Consider the following 17,253-nt stretch of genomic DNA (forward strand, 5'->3'; position numbering starts at 1 on the left):
GCTCATTCCGCCGCTTCGAGCCGTGGCTCGGCGGCTTCGTCCCGGTCGGTGTAGCGATAGGTGAAGCCCTGCCCGTCCGCGCCGACATGGATACTGGCGAGGCGGCCGCCGACGGCCTGCCGCTCCAGCACCGTCACCGACAGCTCCGGCAACATCGAGTTGGTGAGGATCGCGTCGATCATGCGCCCGCCCGACGCCACCTCCTGGCAACGCGACACGATGAGTTCGACCACGGCCTCATCATAGTCGAGCCGCGCGCCGAGATTGTCGTCCACGCGACGGACGACGCGATCGAGTTGGAGCCGCACGATATCGCGCAGCACCGCCGGCGCGAGCGGCCGGTAGGGCAGCACCGTCAACCGGCCGAGCAGCGCCGGCGGAAAGACCTTGAGCAGCTCCGGCCTGAGCGCCTGCGCCAGCCCGTCCGCAGCCGGCGCCATCTCCTCATCCTCGCAGAGCGTGGTGATGAGATCGGTGCCGACGTTGGAGGTGAGCAGGATCAGCGTGTTGCGGAAATCGATGTAGCGGCCTTCCGCATCCTCCATGTAGCCCTTGTCGAACACCTGGAAGAACATCTCGTGGACGTCGGGATGGGCCTTCTCCACCTCGTCGAGCAGCACCACCGAATAGGGCCGCCTCCGCACCGCCTCGGTCAGCACGCCGCCTTGCCCATAGCCGACATAGCCGGCCGGCGCGCCCTTCAGCGTCGAGACGGTGTGCGCCTCCTGAAACTCGCTCATGTTGATGGTGATGAGACTGTCGTCGCCCGAATAGAGCAGCTCGGCGAGCGCCTGCGCCGTCTCCGTCTTGCCGACGCCCGACGGGCCGCAGAGCAGGAAGACGCCCACCGGCTTCACCGGATTGTCGAGCTTGGCGCGGCTGGTGCGGACACGCCTGGCAATGGCGTCCATCGCCTCGTCCTGGCCGATCACCCGGCGCTTCAGCCGCTCCTCGATGACGAGGACGGAGGCGATCTCGTCCTTCACCATCCGGCCGACGGGAATGCCCGTCCAGTCACCGACCACCGCCGCCACCATATCGGCATCGACCTCGCCGAACACCATCGGCCGGTCCCCACGCAACTCCCTCGATCGGGTGAGCGCGACGTCGAGAGCCTCGCCGCCCTCCCCGTTCGCCAGCATCGCCTGACGCGCGGTGCTCACATCCTCGATGGCCGCCTTCTCGGCCTCCCATCGCGCTTCGAGATCAGCCCGTTCGCCGCGCGCCGCCTCCAGCGCCTCGATGATGACGGCGCGGCCGTCGGGGGCATAGCGCCCCTCGCTCTCACGGGTGGCGACCTCAAGCTCCACCTCCAGCAGCTCGATCCGCCGCCGCGCGTCCTCGACCGCCGCAGGCGTCGCGTGCTGCGACACCGCCACGCGCGCGGCCGCCGTGTCGAGCAGGCTCACCGCCTTGTCGGGAAGCTGGCGCGCCGGGATGTAGCGCTGCGAGAGGCGCACCGCCGCCTGCACCGCTTCGTCGAGCACCACCACGTCATGATGCTTCTCCATCACGCCCTTCAGCGAACGCAGCATCGCGATCGCGCGATCCGTTTCGGGCTCGCCCACGGCGATCGGCTGGAAGCGGCGGGTGAGCGCCGGATCCTTCTCGAAATATTGGCGATATTCGGCCCAGGTGGTCGCCGCAATGGTGCGCAGCCGGCCACGGGCGAGCGCGGGCTTGAGCAGGTTGGCGGCGTCACCCGTGCCCGCCTGACCGCCCGCGCCGATCAGCGTGTGCGCCTCGTCGATGAAGAGGATGATCGGGCGCGGCGAGCCCTCCACCTCGTCGATCACCTGCCGCAGCCGCTTCTCGAACTCGCCCTTCACGCCGGCGCCCGCCTGCAACAGGCCGATGTCGAGCGCGTAGAGCGACACGTCCTTGAGCGCGGGCGGCACGTCGCCGTCGGCAATGCGGCGGGCGAGGCCCTCGACGATGGCGGTCTTGCCGACGCCCGCCTCGCCGGTGAGGATCGGGTTGTTCTGGCGACGGCGCAACAGGATGTCGATCGCCTGCCGGATCTCGGCATCGCGGCCGACGATCCGATCGATCTCGCCGGCCCTCGCTCTGGCGGTCAGGTCCACGGCGAAGCGGGCGAGCGCCTCGCCGAGCGCGGCCTCCGGCAACGCGGCCCCCTCGGCCGGATCGGCGGCCGTTTCTGCGGAGCCTTCAGCGGATGTCGAAACGAGGCTCGCGAACTCCTCCCCGATCTGCTCGGCGGAAAGCTTGCGGAACTCGGGCGAGATGCCGAACAGCAGCGAGCGCAGCGTCGGCGTCTTGAGCATGGCGAGGATCAGATGCCCGGTCCGCACATGCCGCGCGCCGTACATCAGCGAGGCATAGAGCCACGCCTTCTCGATCGCCTCCTCGATCTGGGGCGCGAAGTCCGACACGGCGGTGGCGCCGCGCGGCAGCCTGTCGAGCGCGACCAGCACGTCGCCCGTCACGATGGCATCGTCCACCCGGAAGGCCGTGCGGAACGCGGCGACGTCGTTCTGGCCGTCCTGCAAGAGAATATGCAGCCAATGCGCCAGTTCGACATAAGGATTGCCCCGGATGCGGCAGAAGCCCGTCGCCGTCTCGATCGCCTTCAGAGCGGTGGGATTGAGCCGCCCGAACAGGGCGGACCGGCTGATCTCGGTCATGCGATAGCTTCCTCTTTTCGGGTCTGTGCAAGGCGGCGGGCGCTGATGCCGAGCCGGGTGTCTGAGCGGGTTCCGTCAGGCGGCAGCGGGCCGATCCAGCCCGACCAGCCGAGACGCCCGCCGCCGCCCAGCCGGGCGGGCCGGATGGCGCCGTTCGAGACTTCCAGCTCGATGTCCCATTCGAGATGCGGCGGCGCGAAGGCATCGAGCGCCTCGACCAGCAGAGCGTAGCGGCGGCCGCCGGGCAGAAGCTCGTTCATCACCTCCGCGCTCGGCACCGAGACGACGACACGGAAAGCATCGGAGACGGTCCGCACGCGCCCGCCAGCCACCGCGTCGCGCCCGAGGCTGGCGAAGCCGCGACCGGCGCGGCTGCGCTCGTCGGGCTCCACGTCACGCCAGCGCGGGACATGCTCGACGATGCGGACCGGCGCGCGCATCAGGTCCGCCAGCGCATCCTGAATCGCCGCCGGGCTGCGCGGCGAGGCATAGAGCGCGGCATAGCGAAGCCGCGCGCGGGCGGGCAGCAGCGCATCGGGCCGCACGCCCTGCTCAGCCCCGGTCAGCGCGGCGATCCGATCGCCGAAATGATCCTCTTCCGGCCGGTCGGCGCTGGCGGCGGGGCTCGCCACCGCCCAGCTCCGATAGAAAAGCTGGAGCATCCGCCCGGCGAGCACGTCGAGAAAGCCGCCGAAGGGCTGCTTCTTCGAATAACGCCGCTCATAGGAGGCGAACTCGCTCAGATGCAGCGGCAGCGGCGCCATCGGCCCGGTCAGGCCCAGCCAATGCCCCTCCACCCTCGCCCGCCCATCCGCGATGCGCACGGAATCCAGCGTCGCGGCGGGGAAAGCGAGCGACGGCACCTGCGCCAGCGTGACGACATCCTGCGCCGGCAGGCGTGACGCGCCGATGCGAGGGCGGCCATGCGCGCGCGCTTCCGCCCCGCGCAGCAGCGCGAACGGCGCCAGCGCGCCGATCCGCTCCGCCGCGCGGGCGAGATAGCTCAGATGGTCGGGCGTTGGCCGATGCGGGCGGGCCATGACGCGAACGTCCCATGCTGTACGGTGTCGAAAACGCATTCGGTGAAGCTGTTGATCGAGGCGAATTCTCCGAGGAAACGCTCCAGCACCGCGCCGAACAGGAACATGCGGGCATTCTCGAAGCTGGCCTCGTCGAGCGCGATGCGAAGGCGCTGCCCCCGCACGAAGGCGCTCGGCCCCGCCCCCGGCGCGCGGCGCGAGACATGCGAGGCCCGGATCGAGCGCACGCCGTCCACCTGCCGGCGCAGCGCCGCGTCCTCCACCCGCCCATAGAGCGCAAGGTGGGCGCGCAGCACAGAAGGATCGCCGTCCTCGCCGGCCGCGAAGGAGGTGTAGTTGGGCGTCAGATGCCCGATCACGCGCCAGGCGCCATCGTTCAGGCCCATCGGCGAACGCGGCGGCGTCGGCGGGCGCAGGATATGGATGGCGCGCACCGGCAATCCCTCCGCAACGAAGGGCGAGGCGGCGCCCGTCCGCACCAGTTCCGGCAATTCGCGGTTGGTGACGAGCGCGCGGACCGAAAGCTCGCGCACCTCCTCCAGCCGCTCGGGCCGGCCGGGCGCGGTCAGGCTGAGCCAGGTTTCGGTGCCGACATAATCGCTGCGCCTCCGCGCCCGCTGCTCGCGCGTGGAAAGACGGCGCGGGCGCAGGCGCGTCACATGGAAAAGCGCATCGCTCCAGTCATAGAGCAGCCCGGCGAAGTCATAGAGCGGCGCCACCGGCCGGGCATCGCCGCCATCCCGCCCATACGCCTTCACGTCGAGCAGGCGATATATCTCGAAGCCGAGCGGACGGGTGCGGTCCGCGATCACCTGCCGCTCATGCTCGAAGCCGCTCACGGGGATGCGGTCCACCTGCTTTTCGAACAGGTTGATGGCCGGCGTCGCGAACAGGCGGAAATTGGCGGAGGAGACGGCGCCCTTGAGCCCCTCCACCGCGCGCCGGAACAGGATGACGATATCGCACGCCTGCGCATCGCCGCAGGCCGCGAAAGCCTCGTCCAGCCCCTCGATCCGCACGAACAGGAAGCGTTCGGGGCAGGCGAAATATTCGCTCAGCAGCCGATAGCCGCGATGCGAACGCCGGTCGGCCGGCAGCAATGCGCATTGCTCGTCGAACCCGTGCTGGGCCGGCAGCGGCAGGCGGACCGTGGCGGTCGCCGAGCCGACCGGACGCGCGGCGACGGCGACGGCATCGCCGATGAACTGGCGGTACAGCTCGCCCGGCGCCGCTTCCGCGCCGTCGAGATAGAGGGGCAGCGCGCCCGGCTTCAGATCGGCGAGCCGCACGCCGCCGGTCGCCGCGATCCGCAGGCGCAGCCCCGCCTCGATCGCCTCGCCGCCGCCCGCCGGCACGAAAGGCGCCACTTCCGAACGCGAGCCCAGATATTCGGCCTCGACGATGGCCAGCGGCCATAGCGTCACCTCATGGCCGGTGCGGAAGGTGACAGGCGAATTGTCGCGATCGCCGGCAATGGCATGGAGCTTCGTGTGGCGCGGCACGGGCACGCCCTTCGCCATCGCCGTATCGCCTTCGCGCGGCTCGAAGCCCACCACGCACATGGAAGGCGTCGGCGCGCAATAATGGGGCTGCACCGCATTCAGCAGATGCTGGGTGAAATCGGGAAACTGATCGTGCAGCTTGAGCTGCACCCGCGCGCCCAGGAAGGCCACGCCTTCCAGCAGCCGCTCGACATAGGGGTCCACCTCGGTGGTGGCGCCAAGGCCGAGACGGCCGGCGACCGTCTCATATTCCTCGCCGAACTCGCGCGCGCTCTCGCGCAGATAGACGAGTTCGTCATTGTAGAAGCGGAGCAGCCGGGGATCCATCATTCGCCCCAGAGCGTCACGGCGCCGGTGTCGATCTCGACGTCCGTGCGGAACTCGACGGGCAAGGCGCGCACCGCCGTGGCGATGTCGCCGCGGATGGTGAAGCCGACGCTGTTGGCCCGCTCGCGCGCGGGGTCGGCCTCGACGTCGAGGCTATGCCGGTCGACGCGCGGCTCGTAACGCTGGATCGCCTCGCGCATGTCTCGCGCGCGGGACTGCACCGCCTGCCGGGTCAGCAGCTTGCCGGTCAGGTCGCCCAGCCCATAGTTGAGCGTGGAGGTCGCGACCTCGGGCGCCTGCGCAAGATCCTGCACGGAACCGAAACTGGTGGTATTGAGCAGCCAGTTCAGCTCGCGCAACACGGTGGCGCGCATCGCCGCCTCGTTGAACCGCTCCAGGCGCGGCACGGTGTAGAAGCGGAGCGACCGGTCGAGCCCGGTCAGATCCTCGCCATCGTCGCGCAGGCCGTCCAGTTCCAGGTCGGCGACCAGCTTGTCGAACAATGTCGGGTTGATCCGGCTGCTCATGATGGATCGGCGAAGCGGATGCGGCGGAACGAGAGGATGCCGACATCCTCGCCCTCGCCAGTGGTCCAGACGCGCTGGCCATTACCCCGGACAAGGCCGCCCGCCTCGCGCCACTCGGTCATCTGGGCAAGGCGCAGCCCGCCCTCCGGCTCGCGCTCGGTGCCGGGGTAGCGCACCGGCAGCATGGCGGCGAGCGCCGGCCCCTGACGGAAGCGGATCCCGGCCGGCAACCATACGAGATCGCGCAGGTCGACCGGTCCCTCGGTGCTGATCTCCTCCACCATGGCGAAGGGGATCAGACCCCAGCGCCCGGCAACGATCGCTTCGAACATCGGGCCGAAGCGGGCGTCCCCGTCGAAGAGGAAGTCGAACGGCCGGCCGTCCACATCGCCCGGCGTATCGGGACAGGCATCGAGCGCCCCCGCGTCCGGCTCACCGGTCGCGATGGCCGACACGAGGGCTTCCGCCCAGGCCGGGGCCTCGATCAGCAGGGAGGCGGCTTCCTCACCCGCGAAGGCCCGTGCGCGCGCCTGCTCGCCCTCGATGGCCTGGCCATAGGCCGCCGCGAGCATCTGCGCTTCCGGGGACAATTCGGCGAGAGCGCGAAGCTGAGCCCGCGCCTTCTCCCACTCGCCTTCTACGCAAAGCAACTGGAATAGAAACATCCGGGCACGCTGGTCCGCCGGGCGATCGCGCACGCCCTGCACGAGCTGCCGCCGCGCCTCGGCAACGTCCCCGGCCGCGAGCAGTTGGGCGGTGTGCGTTTCGTTCAGGGAAACGACCGACATCATATACATCCCTCGCTGCTGACGGCCGGATTGCCGAACGGAGCCGGGCTAGGGCTCCACCGCTTCGCCCCGATTTCAACGGCGGGGCATCAGGTTACGATTGTCATGCAGACGTGCGCGTTCAGGTGAACCGGCGCATCAGAAGCTGCCCGAGCTCCGCTATGGCAATCGCTTTCCGGCGCGAGTTCATGCAGCCGCCCGTGTCATACATCGAGATGATGACGCCTGCCTTGGCCGCCGATTTCGGAGGCGATCCGAACGGCCGCCGGCTTTCACCATAGGTCTCGAATGTCTCGGGGAGCTTGGTGACCGCCTCGCGTATCGTACCTCCCATTCCATTATCCCTGAAGGTGATAAGCGCATCCATGGATTGGAGCGCGTTCCCCACGGTATCGATGAAGAACCCGCCAATCCTCTTGATGAGAATCTTGTCGGCATCATAAATGCGCAGCGGCGGCACTTCCGTGAAATTCGGCACGATCTTGCCGCATATCGAGAATCCCGCCTCCATGAGCGCGCCCTTTTGCTCGATATAGATCGGCACGTCGCTCTTCTTCATGGCGTCGAGCGCCTGCTTCACGCTGTCGGCGATGACGGCGACCGGAAAGACGCCGACGCCCGCCTCGCTGAACACCAGCCCGCCCGTGGCCAGCCGGGCCGGGATGTTGGAGATGCTTTCAACCGCGAACGCCCGCGTGCTGAGCGAATGGACCTGTGATCCGCGAAGCCGCTGATAAGAGACGGCGCCACCCAATGTTTCGAGATGCATAACGGTCTTCCAACAGCATCTGGCCCGATGGCGTGCCCGATCGGCCGGGCACGCCGCGCATGGCCGTCAGGCCGCCTGGTTCTTGAGGATGTCCCACTTGAACTCGGGGCTGGCGCCGCCGCTGCCGCCGGTCTTGCTCTGTTCGGTGTATTTCACGTCGATCTTCTCGAAGTTGAGCGAGATCACCTCGGTCGTGCGCTCGTCGCCGCTGCTGCCGCCGTGCTGGATGTTGGTGACCATCACCTCGGTCATGGTGATGATGAGATATTCCAGCGGGTTGTCGCCGCCGGCCTTGCGGATGGTGAGCGTGGCGGTGGTGACATGCTTGCCCTGCGCGCAGCTCAGCATCAGCGGGGTCGAGGCGAGGTCGACATATTTGGTGACGGACAGATCGTGGATATTGACCTTGCCGGTGCCGGCGCCACCGCCGAGATGGGCGGTGCCGGTGTTGCTCATGCCCCAGTTCCAGCCGATGATATCGATCTCCTGGGCATGTTTGGCATCCTCGGACTCACCGTTGATGCCCGTGAGCTTGAGGAAGATATCGACAGCCATGACGTAATCCTTTTTCGTGGATCAGGAAGGGTTCGGGGATTTCGGTCCGCCGGAAGCCGCGCTTATTTTTCCGCGCGCGGCAGGCGCGAGACCATGCTGAGCGACACGTCTATGCCCTCGAGCTGATAGTGCGGGATCATGCGGAACAGGCCGCGATAATAGCCGGGGTTCTCCGGGTCGGGGATCACCTCGACCGACGCCTGCTTCAGCGGCTTGCGCGCCTTGGTCTCCTCGGTCGAGAAGTCCGGCTGGACGTCGACATATTGCATGATCCAGCTCTGAAGATCGGCCTGGAGCTGCGGCGCCTCGCGGGAGCTGCCGATCCAGTCGCGCACCATGCACTTCAGATAATGGGCAAAGCGGCAGCTCGCGAAGATATAGGGCAGCCGCGCCGACAGGTTGGCGCTCGCCGTGGCGTCCGCATCCTCATAGGCCTTGGGCTGGTGCAGCGTCTGCGCGCCGATGAAGGTGGCGTGATCGGTGTTCTTGCGATGCACCAGCGCCATCAGGCCCGCCTTGGACAGCTCCGCCTCGCGACGATCCGAGATGGCGATCTCGGTCGGGCACTTCGCATCGACACCGCCCTCGTCGGTCGGGAACAGCGCGGTCGGCAGATCCTCGACGGTGCCGCCGGATTCCACGCCGCGGATGCGGGTACACCAGCCATAGGTCTTGAACGCCTCGGTGATCCGCACGCCGAGCGCATAGGACGCGTTCAGCCAGAGATGCTTGTCATGCTGGCCGTCGACCTCTTCCTCGAAGGCGAACTCGGGCACCGGATCGGTATCCGCGCCATAGAGCGGGCGACCGAGGAAGCGCGGCAGGGTCAGCGCCATGTAGCGGCTGTCGTTGGACGACCGGAACGAGCGCCACGCCATATAGTCCGTGGCGTCGAACTGCTTGGCGATGTCGCGCGGGTTCGACAGCTCGCCCCAGCTATCCATGCCGATCAGGCCCGGAGCCGCCGCCGCGATCACCGGGCAATGCGCCGCGGCACCGATCTTCGACAGGCCCTTCATCACCTCGATGTCCGGGCCGCCATGGTCGAAATAATAGTCGCAGACGATGGCGCCGTAAGGCTGCCCGCCGAGCTGCCCGAACTCGGACTCATAGACCTTCTTGAACAGCGGGCTCTGGTCCCACGCCGCATCGCGATACTGGCGAAGCTGGCGGCGCGTCTCCTCCTTGGAGATGTTGAGCACCCGGATCTTCAGATCCTTGCCGGTCGACGTGTTGCCGACCAGATACCAGAGGCCGCGCCACGCGGATTCCAGCGCCTGGAATTCCGGGTGGTGGATGATGCGGTTGATCTGCTCGGTCAGCTTGCGGTCGATCGCGGCCTTGAGCGCATCGACGGTCAGGAACACGTCCTCGCCGATGATCGCCGCATCCTCCAGCGCTTGGCTGGCGAGCGTCCTGACCGCCTGCTCGATGCGGGCCTGCTTGGCGTCGCTGCCGGGCTTGAATTCCTTCTGGAGCAGCAGGGCGAAGTCATCGGCCGTGCCGTCCGTCGTCATTTCGGCAGGCGCGGCCTGCTGAAGCATTTCCTGGGGCATAATTCTCTCCGGGAATGGCCGGCGGTTATTCCGCGGCGGTGTCCTGCTCGCTGGCGTCGGGACGTGCGGCGGCAAGCGCCTTCATCAGCGCGGGATCTTTCAGAACCTTGTCGAGAAGCTCCTGAGCGCCGGCCTTGCCGTCCATGTAGAGCATCAGGTCGTTGAGCTGCTCACGCGCTTCCAGCAGCTTGGCGAGCGCCGGCACGTTGCGGGCGACCTGACCGGGATTGAAATCCTCCAGCGTCTTGAACGTCAGATCGACGCCCATGCGGCCTTCGCCGGTGAGCGTATTCTCCACCGCGAAGGCGGCGCGGGGCGCGATGCGCTCCATCCGCTCCTCGAAATTGTCCATGTCGAACTCGACGAAGTCGCGCTGTTCATGCGGCTTCTTCTCGACCAGGCTCTTGCCGGACAGATCCGACATGACGCCCATCACGAACGGAATCTCGATCTTCTGTCGCGATCCGTAGGTTTCGACCTCATATTCGATATGAACGCGGGGCGCCCGGTTCTCCTTGATGAAGCGTTGTCCGCCTTTCGCCGATGCCATGTCTTCGACCTCGCGTTGATGATGACCGCGAGAGGCCCCCATCGAGAGCCTCTCGTCTTGCGAGACGATGTGACGGAGCCGGGCTTCAGCTTGGTTTCAAGCCGGCGGGGTTAAGTTACGGATGACATGAGGCGGATTACCGGCCTTCCGGGGTGGGGATCGACAGGATCAGTGGACGACCACCATCTTGCCCCCGGCGGCATTGGCTTCCATCAGCCGGTGCGCCTCCGGCACCTCCTCGAAGCGGAAGACGCGCTTCGGCCTGACGTCGAGCCGGCCGGCCGCCGCCTCGCGCGCGATCTCGCCCAGCGGCACGTCGGAGAGCGGGAAACCCGGCGTGCCGAACACGAAACTGCCGAAGAAAGTGAGATAGACGCCGCTCGCCATCTGGAGCAGCGGGTTGAAATCGGGGATCGGATCGAGCCCGCCCAGCCAGCCGGCCAGGCAGGAGCGACCGCCCCGGCGCAGCATCGCCAGCGAATCCAGCGCCACGCTGTTTCCGACCAGATCGAGCACGGCGTCGATCTCTTTCGCCTCGGCGATATGCTGGGACAGGTCCGGCCGCTCGATCTCGCAGCGTTCGACGCCCAGCGCCTCCAGCATCGCGAAACGTTCCTTCTGGCGGGTGGTGGCGATCACGCGCGCGCCGGCGTTCACCGCCAGCTTCACCGCTGCCTGCCCGAAGGCGGAAGTCGCGCCGCGGATGACGATCAGTTGCCCGGCCCTCAGTTCCAGATTGCGGAACAGACAGGTCCACGCGGTCGCATAGGTTTCGGGGATGGCGGCCAGCTCCGCCCAGGGCAGGTCCGCCTCGACCAGCGCGACATTGCCGACCGGCACGCGGGTGAACTCCGCATAGCTGCCGTTGATGGTGCGGCCCATGCCACCCATCAGCGCCGCCACCTTGGCGCCCACCGGAAATTCGCCGCCGGGGCAGGATTTGACGATGCCGACACATTCGATGCCGGAGACCGGCGCGGCCTCCGCCCATTCGCCTCGCCGCATGTGCATCTCAGCATGGTTGATGCCGAACGCCTTGATCTCGATCACGACATGGCCGGCGAGCGGCTCGGGCTCGGGAATGTCGCGATAGGAAAGGGCTTCGAGGCCGCCGAAGCCGTTCAGAACGATGGCGCGCATGATCGTCTCCTTGATAAGATGGGTGCCGAGGCGCATCGCCTCATGATATAACTATATTAATACCGTTATTACGGTTACTAACTCTGCAATGAAACGGGCTCAAAAGCCTCTGAGCATCGGCGCTCGCATGCGGACCAGCAGCGTCCCGCACATGAGGAGGAAAGCCAGATCCGGCAGCGTGACCTCGATCAGCTTCGCGACGAACATCCTGGCTTCGTCGAACGAATGGAGCGGGCTCCGCATCGGCGCGATTTCCCCTTCGGGGGACTGCGCCCAAGCACTTCGGGCGAACGCCACAATCATGCGATGCGCGACCATGCTCGGCCTCCCTTGTCCGTCACCCGATTGCAAAACCTGTCAAATGATATGACGGTGGTTACGATTCATTTTGTAACCTGTCAATAGCCATTTTGATGGTTACAAATTCAAGATGCGGATCATCGGCGGTTTTCCCGAGGGCGCCATAGCGGGCAAGCCGGATCGCGTGGCCGATCAGGCCCGCGACCGGCGCGAATGGTTCCGGGGATTTGTGAGGAGTCCTATGGGTCGGCCGCTGTCAGCCGATGCGCCGGGCGATCTCGCGCCGCTCAACGGACACCGCATCATGTCGCATGAAGGAGATGCAGCATCGGGCATGGCCCCAACGCTACTGCAACCGGCCCTCGCCCCCTGTCACGAAATGGAGGCGATCAGCCCGTCGGCCAGCCATTGCCCGAGGAAAGCACCCGCCAGAGCCGGCCCCTGCTCCTCGCCGAAGCGCGCGACAAGATCGACACACAGCGCGCCAAAGTTCCGCCCCTCCATCATAAGGGCCAGCGCCTCGGCCTCGGCGGCCTCGAGCGTGCGGAAGGACGGCGCGAACCCGTTGCGCCAGACCATGATCGATGCGGGCTCAGATAGGAAACTGGCGGCCGGTGGCTGATTCCCGCCAGATATGGCCGACCAGATCGCACCGGCATTGGTCGTCACCGGAAAGGATGTGAGGGTCGGCACGAGGTGCAGCACGGCCTCGTCCCAGTCGATCCCGTCGAGGCTCGCGGGGTCGAACGGCGCAGCATCCGGCCCGATAAAGGCCAGCCCCAGCGCGCGCTCCAGCCGACCCAGCTCGCCTATCTCCGGGTCTTCCGGGTGGAGCCGGTCCAGCGTCTCCGGGAAATCGAGCGCGTAAGCGTCGAGCGTCCAGCTATGCGGCGGCAGGCGATCGATATGCTGGGCAGCCGCAGCCTCGAAGGCGGCATCGCCGATCCACGCCCGCACCACCTCGAAGCTCTCCGAGAGGCACGCCATCAACTGCCCGCGATAATTGTTGAGATAGACGGCGAGACCAGCCTCCGCCGGCGCTCCGAAGCGCGCCGCCGTGCCGGCGTCCTCCGTCGTCAGCCAGCCCCGGAAGTCGCGCTGGAGGGCCAGCAGGCTCATGCCGCCGCCCTCCGCAGGCCGGCACCGGCGATGCCGCGCGCGACATCCAGTTCGGCGAGCAGATCGGCCAGCGGCGGAATATCGTCATCCCGCTCGATCATCGTGGCGACCGGCCCCAGCCGATCGAGCGCCGCCGCATAAAGCGACCAGACCGGATGCGGCACCGGCTTGTCATGCGTGTCGATCAGCAGCGTTTCGCCCTGGCTGTGCCCCGCAAGATGGATCTGCCGCACCCGCGCGGCGGGGATGCCATCCAGATAGGCGATCGGATCGAAGCCATGGTTGCTGGCGCTGACGAAGATATTGTTCACGTCGAGCAGCAGCCCGCAGCCGGTCCGGGCGCACAGTGCGTCGAGGAACTCCCACTCGCTCATCTCGCCGGCGAAGGCGATGTAGCTCGACGGGTTCTCGATCAGCATGGCGCGGCCGAGTACCTCCTGCGCATGGGCGACATTGGCGCACACCGTGTCCAGCGCCTCGCCGGTATAGGGCAGCGGCAGCAGGTCATGCGAGTTGAAGCCCTCGATCCGCGACCAGCTCAGATGATCGGAGACGAACAGCGGATCGATCGCATCGGCGAGCGCACGCAAACGCCGGAGATAGTCCGCATCCAGCCCGTCCGCCGAGCCGATCGACATGGAGACGCCATGGAGCGCCACCGGATGCCGCTCCCGCACATGGCCCAGCACGTCGAGCGGGCGGCCGCCCTCGACCATGAAATTCTCGGAGATCACCTCGACGAAATCGACGGGCACCGCCGCGTCTCCATCAAGGAAATCCCCATAATGCGGCTTGCGCAGGCCGAGGCCGAACTGGTGCCGGTCGAACATGCCGGGCCTCCTTGAAGAGGGGCCGGCCGCACCGGGCCGACCCCATGGGATCACTTGGCCGGCGGGGTCAGGCTGCCGCCGTCGACGGCGCAGGCCTTGGCGGTCTCGGCCTTGAAGCCCTGCCCCTTGCAGTCGTTCAGGCCCTTGCAGTCATGGTTGCCCGACTTGCAGTCCGACTGGCCCTTGCAGGCGTTGACGCCGTAGCAGTGGACAAGCTTCGCGCCTTTGGCGAGCGCCGGGCTGGAGATGCTCGCGCCCGACAGCGCGATAAGCGCGGCAGCGGCGGCGAAGCTGACGGCGGTCTTCGAAGGGGTCATCTTGGTCTCTCCCGAAAGGATGTGCCGGAATGGCTCCCCTCCTACGCAGCCCCTTCGAGCCCGGTTACAGCCTCACCAGCGCATCAGCTTCGGGCCGATCAGCGCACCGACGGCCGCCGCCAGCACGATGCCGAGGCTGTACCAGGTGAGCACGAAGATGGCCGACACCTCCGGGCAGTGAAGGCAGTAGATCGTCGCCGCCCATGCGCCCGCCGCGAGGCCGGCCGCCGCGCCCGCCGCACGCAGCCGCGTCGGCGCCATCCGCCGGAACGACCAGAGCAGGCCCACGAAGATCGGCATCGCCAGCGTCAGCACCAGCCACGGGCACACCTTCCAGCTTCCGCCCAGCCACATGGCCAGCCAGTCGCGCGAGGGCGTGTCCACCAGCTCCCCGATGCCGATGCCGGCGAGCAGCAGCACCGGCACCGCCAGCAGCCAGAGCCAGCGCAGCGACACCGGCGTCGGCCGCGCGAGGCGCGAGACGGCGAAGATCGCGCCCACGCCCAGCGAGAGGGTGTAGGTCCACTTCATCCAGAAGGAGAAGCCGTGCATCGCCACGCGCAGATCCGGCCGGATGCCGAGGATGGCGGTGACGAGGATCATGGTGATGATCCCGCCGCCGACCATGCCGATGGCCAGCCGCCGCGCCAGCACACGGTGCGACACGCGAGGCACGTCCCGGCTCAGCGTCTGGATCAGATCGTCGGTGTTCATCGCCGATCCTCCCCGCGCAGGCGGGCGGCGAGCGTCTTCAGTCCGCGATGCACCGAAACCTTCACATCGGACTCGCCGATGCCGGCGCGCACCGCCGCCTCCGAGACGCTGAGCCCGTCGATATGCGTGTGGCGGATCGCCCGCGCCTGCTTGGGCGAGAGCGTCGAGAGCAGGGCATCCACATCCATCCGCGCCGAGGTCGCCTCCTCGAAGCCTTCGGCGACGAGGATCGCCTCGACATCCTCGATGGGCACGACCACCTTCCGGCGGCGATAATGATCGATCAGGCGATAGCGCGCGATCGCGTAGAGCCAGGCCGTGAAGGGGCGATCCCGGTCATAGCTTTCGCGCTTGGTGTGAACCGAGATCAATGTTTCCTGCACCAGATCCTCGACATCATCCTCGGCACCGCGCAACCGGCGCCGATAAAATCCGCGCAGCATCGGAACGAGCGTGCGCAACAGACAGGCATGGCCCGCGGCATCGCCGTCGAGCCCTGCCAACATCCATGCCTTGAGCTGTTCCTCGCTGGCCTGCATTCGCCCTCCGGGAAAGGGCTACGCGCGATGCGGGCGGGCGGTTACACCCTCCCGCCAAACTTTTCCTCGGCCGGCCCATGTAACCGACCTTCGGGTGGCCGCGTAACCTCAGCCGTGACCCGGAACCCCCACGCCTCCCCGTGGTCACCGCGTGGCGGCCGGCCGTTCCCCCACAGGCCGCCGCCGCGCGAGAGGCATTCGACTGAGGAACGCCATGACCAAGACCCACGCGGCTCTCGCCGCCACCCTCGCGCTCAGCTTCGCGGCGGGCGCGGCCCATGCCGCCGACGCCGGCAAGGCTCCGATGGAGAAATGCTTCGGCGTGGCGCTCGCCGGCAAGAACGACTGCAAGGCCGGCGCCGGCACCACCTGTGCGGGCACTTCCAAGGTCAACTATCAGGGCAATGCGTGGAAGCTGGTGAAGGCCGGCACCTGCACCAGCATCAAGACGCCCAAGGGCCTCGGCTCGCTCACCCCCAGGGCTTGAGCCACGCGCACCCGCCGTCGCCCCTGCCCGGCGGCGGCGGGACAGCCCCGCCCTTTCGAAGAAGGAACCGCCATGCTCTCGCCGATCCGCGCCTATCGACTTGCCGGCCACCTCGCCGGGCGCCTGCTGCCGCAAGACCTGCTGCTGCTCGTCGCCCGCTTCGGCATCGCGGCGGTCTTCTTCCAGTCCGGGCGGACCAAGGTGGAGGGGCTCATCACCATCACCGATTCCACCTACGAACTGTTCCGCACCGATTATGCGCTGCCCTTCATGGACCCGATCGTCGCCGCCCATGTCGCGGCCTATTCCGAGCATCTCTTCCCGATCCTGCTGGTGCTCGGCCTGTTCACCCGGCCCGCGGCACTCGCCCTGTTCGGGATGACGAGCGTGATCGAGATCTTCGTCTATCCCGATGCCTGGCCGACGCATCTGAGCTGGGCCGGGCTGCTGCTGCCGCTGATCGCGCTGGGCGGCGGACGATGGTCGCTCGACCGGCTGACGGGACTGGAGCCCCGCGTCACGCAGTGACGGGAATGGCCGCGATCCGCCGATGACGTTTAGGCGCGTTAGGGGGTAACCTCAGGCGCGCGTGAGCCGGATCAAGGCGTAAAGCGTGATGCACATGCTGGCGAACGCCAGCCAGGCATATGCGTGCAACAAGGGCATTCCCATCAGGATCAGGCGGGTATTGCCGCCTGGAATGAGCGTGGCACCGGCCCCCATGATCGTCCCGCCAGCAAGGCAGCGCGCAATTCTCTTCCGGTCGGGCAGAACGAAGCCCAGTCGGTTGGCGGTCCACCCGCCTATGATCGCACCACTCAGCAGGGCGAGATTGAGCGCGAGCTTGAGCTTCAGGTCATGCCAGGAACCACGAGCGAGATCGCCCAGGAAGCTGGTGTAGCTCCACGAGCCGGCGGTCACCAATGCCACCAGGAAGGCGATCCCGATCACGGTCGTCGCGAGGTGCGGTGACCAGACGTGCCGAAGCGCTACCCGGCCGCCCCGCCGCATCCGCCAGCCATGCGTGAAGACCCGCGCCGCCAGCAGTGCCAGAACGAAGATCGCCAACCACACGGGTGTCCCGAGCAGAAGCGAAGCCTGTGTCAGTTGGCCTGGCGCGGGCAAATCATGCGTCGACCATGCGCCGAGATAGAAGCCCACGAGCGTCGCAAGATAGGCCCAATCCCCCGAACCGATGCGAGCGATCGTACCGAGCGAGCAGGCCCTGTTCAAAAACGCGCCGATCCCGAACAGCACCCCTCCGGCGATCGTCGCGCTGCTCGCGGCATAGCCCGGCGACACCGAGGGAGAGTACCCCAGAACCGACAGCAGCAACAATCCGCCCGCGACCCAGATGGACGCTTCCATCATCGCGGCCATCTGCCCGAAGCGACCTTCGGCGACGATCTCGTTCATCGCCGCAACGGTGCAGGTGCCGCCACGCTGATTGGCGAAACCGATGGCGGCCACCGCCAGAAGAGCCACGAGCCAGGACGTGCCCACCATAATCCATGTCGCCCCAATGATTGCGCCGCTCGATTCCTATGG

Annotated in this window: 19 protein-coding genes; 2 read left to right on the forward strand and 17 right to left on the reverse strand. The window is 67.3% G+C overall.

Features of this window, described 5'->3' with window-relative positions:
- Positions 1–2: 2 nt before the first annotated feature.
- The 16 genes from tssH to FHS98_RS04305 all read right to left on the reverse strand — a co-directional run bounded on the left by tssH (position 3) and on the right by FHS98_RS04305 (position 15,218).
- On the reverse strand, positions 3–2,645 hold the full coding sequence (tssH, locus tag FHS98_RS04230) for a type VI secretion system ATPase TssH (protein ID WP_167100503.1): 2,643 nt from the start codon (positions 2,643–2,645) through the stop codon (positions 3–5).
- Positions 2,642–3,685 carry a type VI secretion system baseplate subunit TssG gene (gene tssG / locus FHS98_RS04235; protein WP_167100506.1) on the reverse strand — a complete coding sequence of 348 codons (1,044 nt, stop codon included), beginning with the start codon at positions 3,683–3,685 and terminating at the stop codon, positions 2,642–2,644. Before tssG ends, tssH begins: the two co-directional genes overlap by 4 nt.
- Positions 3,649–5,517: a type VI secretion system baseplate subunit TssF gene (tssF, locus tag FHS98_RS04240; protein ID WP_243847858.1), complete on the reverse strand. Its 1,869-nt coding sequence runs from the start codon at positions 5,515–5,517 to the stop codon at positions 3,649–3,651. Before tssF ends, tssG begins: the two co-directional genes overlap by 37 nt.
- Positions 5,514–6,041, reverse strand: coding sequence for a type VI secretion system baseplate subunit TssE (gene tssE, locus FHS98_RS04245; protein ID WP_167100509.1), 528 nt, complete (start codon positions 6,039–6,041; stop codon positions 5,514–5,516). Before tssE ends, tssF begins: the two co-directional genes overlap by 4 nt.
- Positions 6,038–6,829, reverse strand: coding sequence for a type VI secretion system accessory protein TagJ (locus FHS98_RS04250; RefSeq protein WP_167100512.1), 792 nt, complete (start codon positions 6,827–6,829; stop codon positions 6,038–6,040). The genes tssE and FHS98_RS04250 overlap by 4 nt, the downstream gene beginning before the upstream one ends.
- Before the next feature lie 121 nt (positions 6,830–6,950).
- On the reverse strand, positions 6,951–7,598 hold the full coding sequence (locus FHS98_RS04255) for a hypothetical protein (protein ID WP_167100515.1): 648 nt from the start codon (positions 7,596–7,598) through the stop codon (positions 6,951–6,953).
- A gap of 66 nt (positions 7,599–7,664) precedes the next feature.
- Positions 7,665–8,153 carry an Hcp family type VI secretion system effector gene (locus tag FHS98_RS04260; RefSeq protein ID WP_167100518.1) on the reverse strand — a complete coding sequence of 163 codons (489 nt, stop codon included), beginning with the start codon at positions 8,151–8,153 and terminating at the stop codon, positions 7,665–7,667.
- Between the two features lie 62 nt (positions 8,154–8,215).
- Positions 8,216–9,709, reverse strand: a complete 1,494-nt coding sequence (gene tssC, locus FHS98_RS04265) for a type VI secretion system contractile sheath large subunit (protein WP_167100521.1) — start codon at positions 9,707–9,709, stop codon at positions 8,216–8,218.
- 25 nt (positions 9,710–9,734) lie between these two features.
- Positions 9,735–10,259, reverse strand: coding sequence for a type VI secretion system contractile sheath small subunit (tssB, locus tag FHS98_RS04270; protein WP_167100524.1), 525 nt, complete (start codon positions 10,257–10,259; stop codon positions 9,735–9,737).
- Positions 10,260–10,427: 168 nt separating this feature from the next.
- Complete coding sequence (locus FHS98_RS04275) at positions 10,428–11,399, reverse strand: zinc-binding alcohol dehydrogenase family protein (protein WP_167100529.1); 972 nt, start codon at positions 11,397–11,399, stop codon at positions 10,428–10,430.
- A gap of 99 nt (positions 11,400–11,498) precedes the next feature.
- Positions 11,499–11,717 (reverse strand): hypothetical protein, encoded by a 219-nt coding sequence (locus FHS98_RS04280; protein ID WP_167100533.1) that lies wholly within the window; start codon positions 11,715–11,717, stop codon positions 11,499–11,501.
- A gap of 354 nt (positions 11,718–12,071) precedes the next feature.
- The gene (locus FHS98_RS04285; RefSeq protein ID WP_167100538.1) at positions 12,072–12,818 is read right to left on the reverse strand and encodes an HvfC/BufC N-terminal domain-containing protein; all 747 of its coding nucleotides are present in this window, start codon (positions 12,816–12,818) and stop codon (positions 12,072–12,074) included.
- Positions 12,815–13,648 (reverse strand): MNIO family bufferin maturase, encoded by an 834-nt coding sequence (gene bufB / locus FHS98_RS04290; RefSeq protein ID WP_167100541.1) that lies wholly within the window; start codon positions 13,646–13,648, stop codon positions 12,815–12,817. The genes FHS98_RS04285 and bufB overlap by 4 nt, the downstream gene beginning before the upstream one ends.
- Before the next feature lie 50 nt (positions 13,649–13,698).
- Positions 13,699–13,965, reverse strand: a complete 267-nt coding sequence (bufA2, locus tag FHS98_RS04295) for a BufA2 family periplasmic bufferin-type metallophore (protein WP_167100545.1) — start codon at positions 13,963–13,965, stop codon at positions 13,699–13,701.
- A 72-nt stretch (positions 13,966–14,037) separates the two neighbouring features.
- Positions 14,038–14,679 (reverse strand): DUF1109 domain-containing protein, encoded by a 642-nt coding sequence (locus FHS98_RS04300; RefSeq protein ID WP_167100549.1) that lies wholly within the window; start codon positions 14,677–14,679, stop codon positions 14,038–14,040.
- A complete protein-coding gene (locus FHS98_RS04305) occupies positions 14,676–15,218 on the reverse strand; it encodes a sigma-70 family RNA polymerase sigma factor (protein WP_167100552.1) in 543 nt (180 codons plus the stop codon). The genes FHS98_RS04300 and FHS98_RS04305 overlap by 4 nt, the downstream gene beginning before the upstream one ends.
- A gap of 214 nt (positions 15,219–15,432) precedes the next feature.
- Between FHS98_RS04305 and FHS98_RS04310 the strand changes: the two genes are divergently transcribed.
- On the forward strand, positions 15,433–15,705 hold the full coding sequence (locus FHS98_RS04310; protein WP_167100555.1) for a BufA1 family periplasmic bufferin-type metallophore: 273 nt from the start codon (positions 15,433–15,435) through the stop codon (positions 15,703–15,705).
- Between the two features lie 72 nt (positions 15,706–15,777).
- Positions 15,778–16,233: a DoxX family protein gene (locus FHS98_RS04315; protein WP_167100559.1), complete on the forward strand. Its 456-nt coding sequence runs from the start codon at positions 15,778–15,780 to the stop codon at positions 16,231–16,233.
- A gap of 51 nt (positions 16,234–16,284) precedes the next feature.
- Here the strand turns inward: FHS98_RS04315 and FHS98_RS04320 are convergent, their stop codons facing one another.
- Complete coding sequence (locus tag FHS98_RS04320; RefSeq protein ID WP_208402013.1) at positions 16,285–17,190, reverse strand: YeeE/YedE thiosulfate transporter family protein; 906 nt, start codon at positions 17,188–17,190, stop codon at positions 16,285–16,287.
- Between the last annotated feature and the right edge of the window lie 63 nt (positions 17,191–17,253).

It is taken from the genome of Sphingomonas oligoaromativorans, from assembly GCF_011762195.1.
Taxonomy (GTDB): Bacteria; Pseudomonadota; Alphaproteobacteria; order Sphingomonadales; family Sphingomonadaceae; genus Solisphingomonas; species Solisphingomonas oligoaromativorans.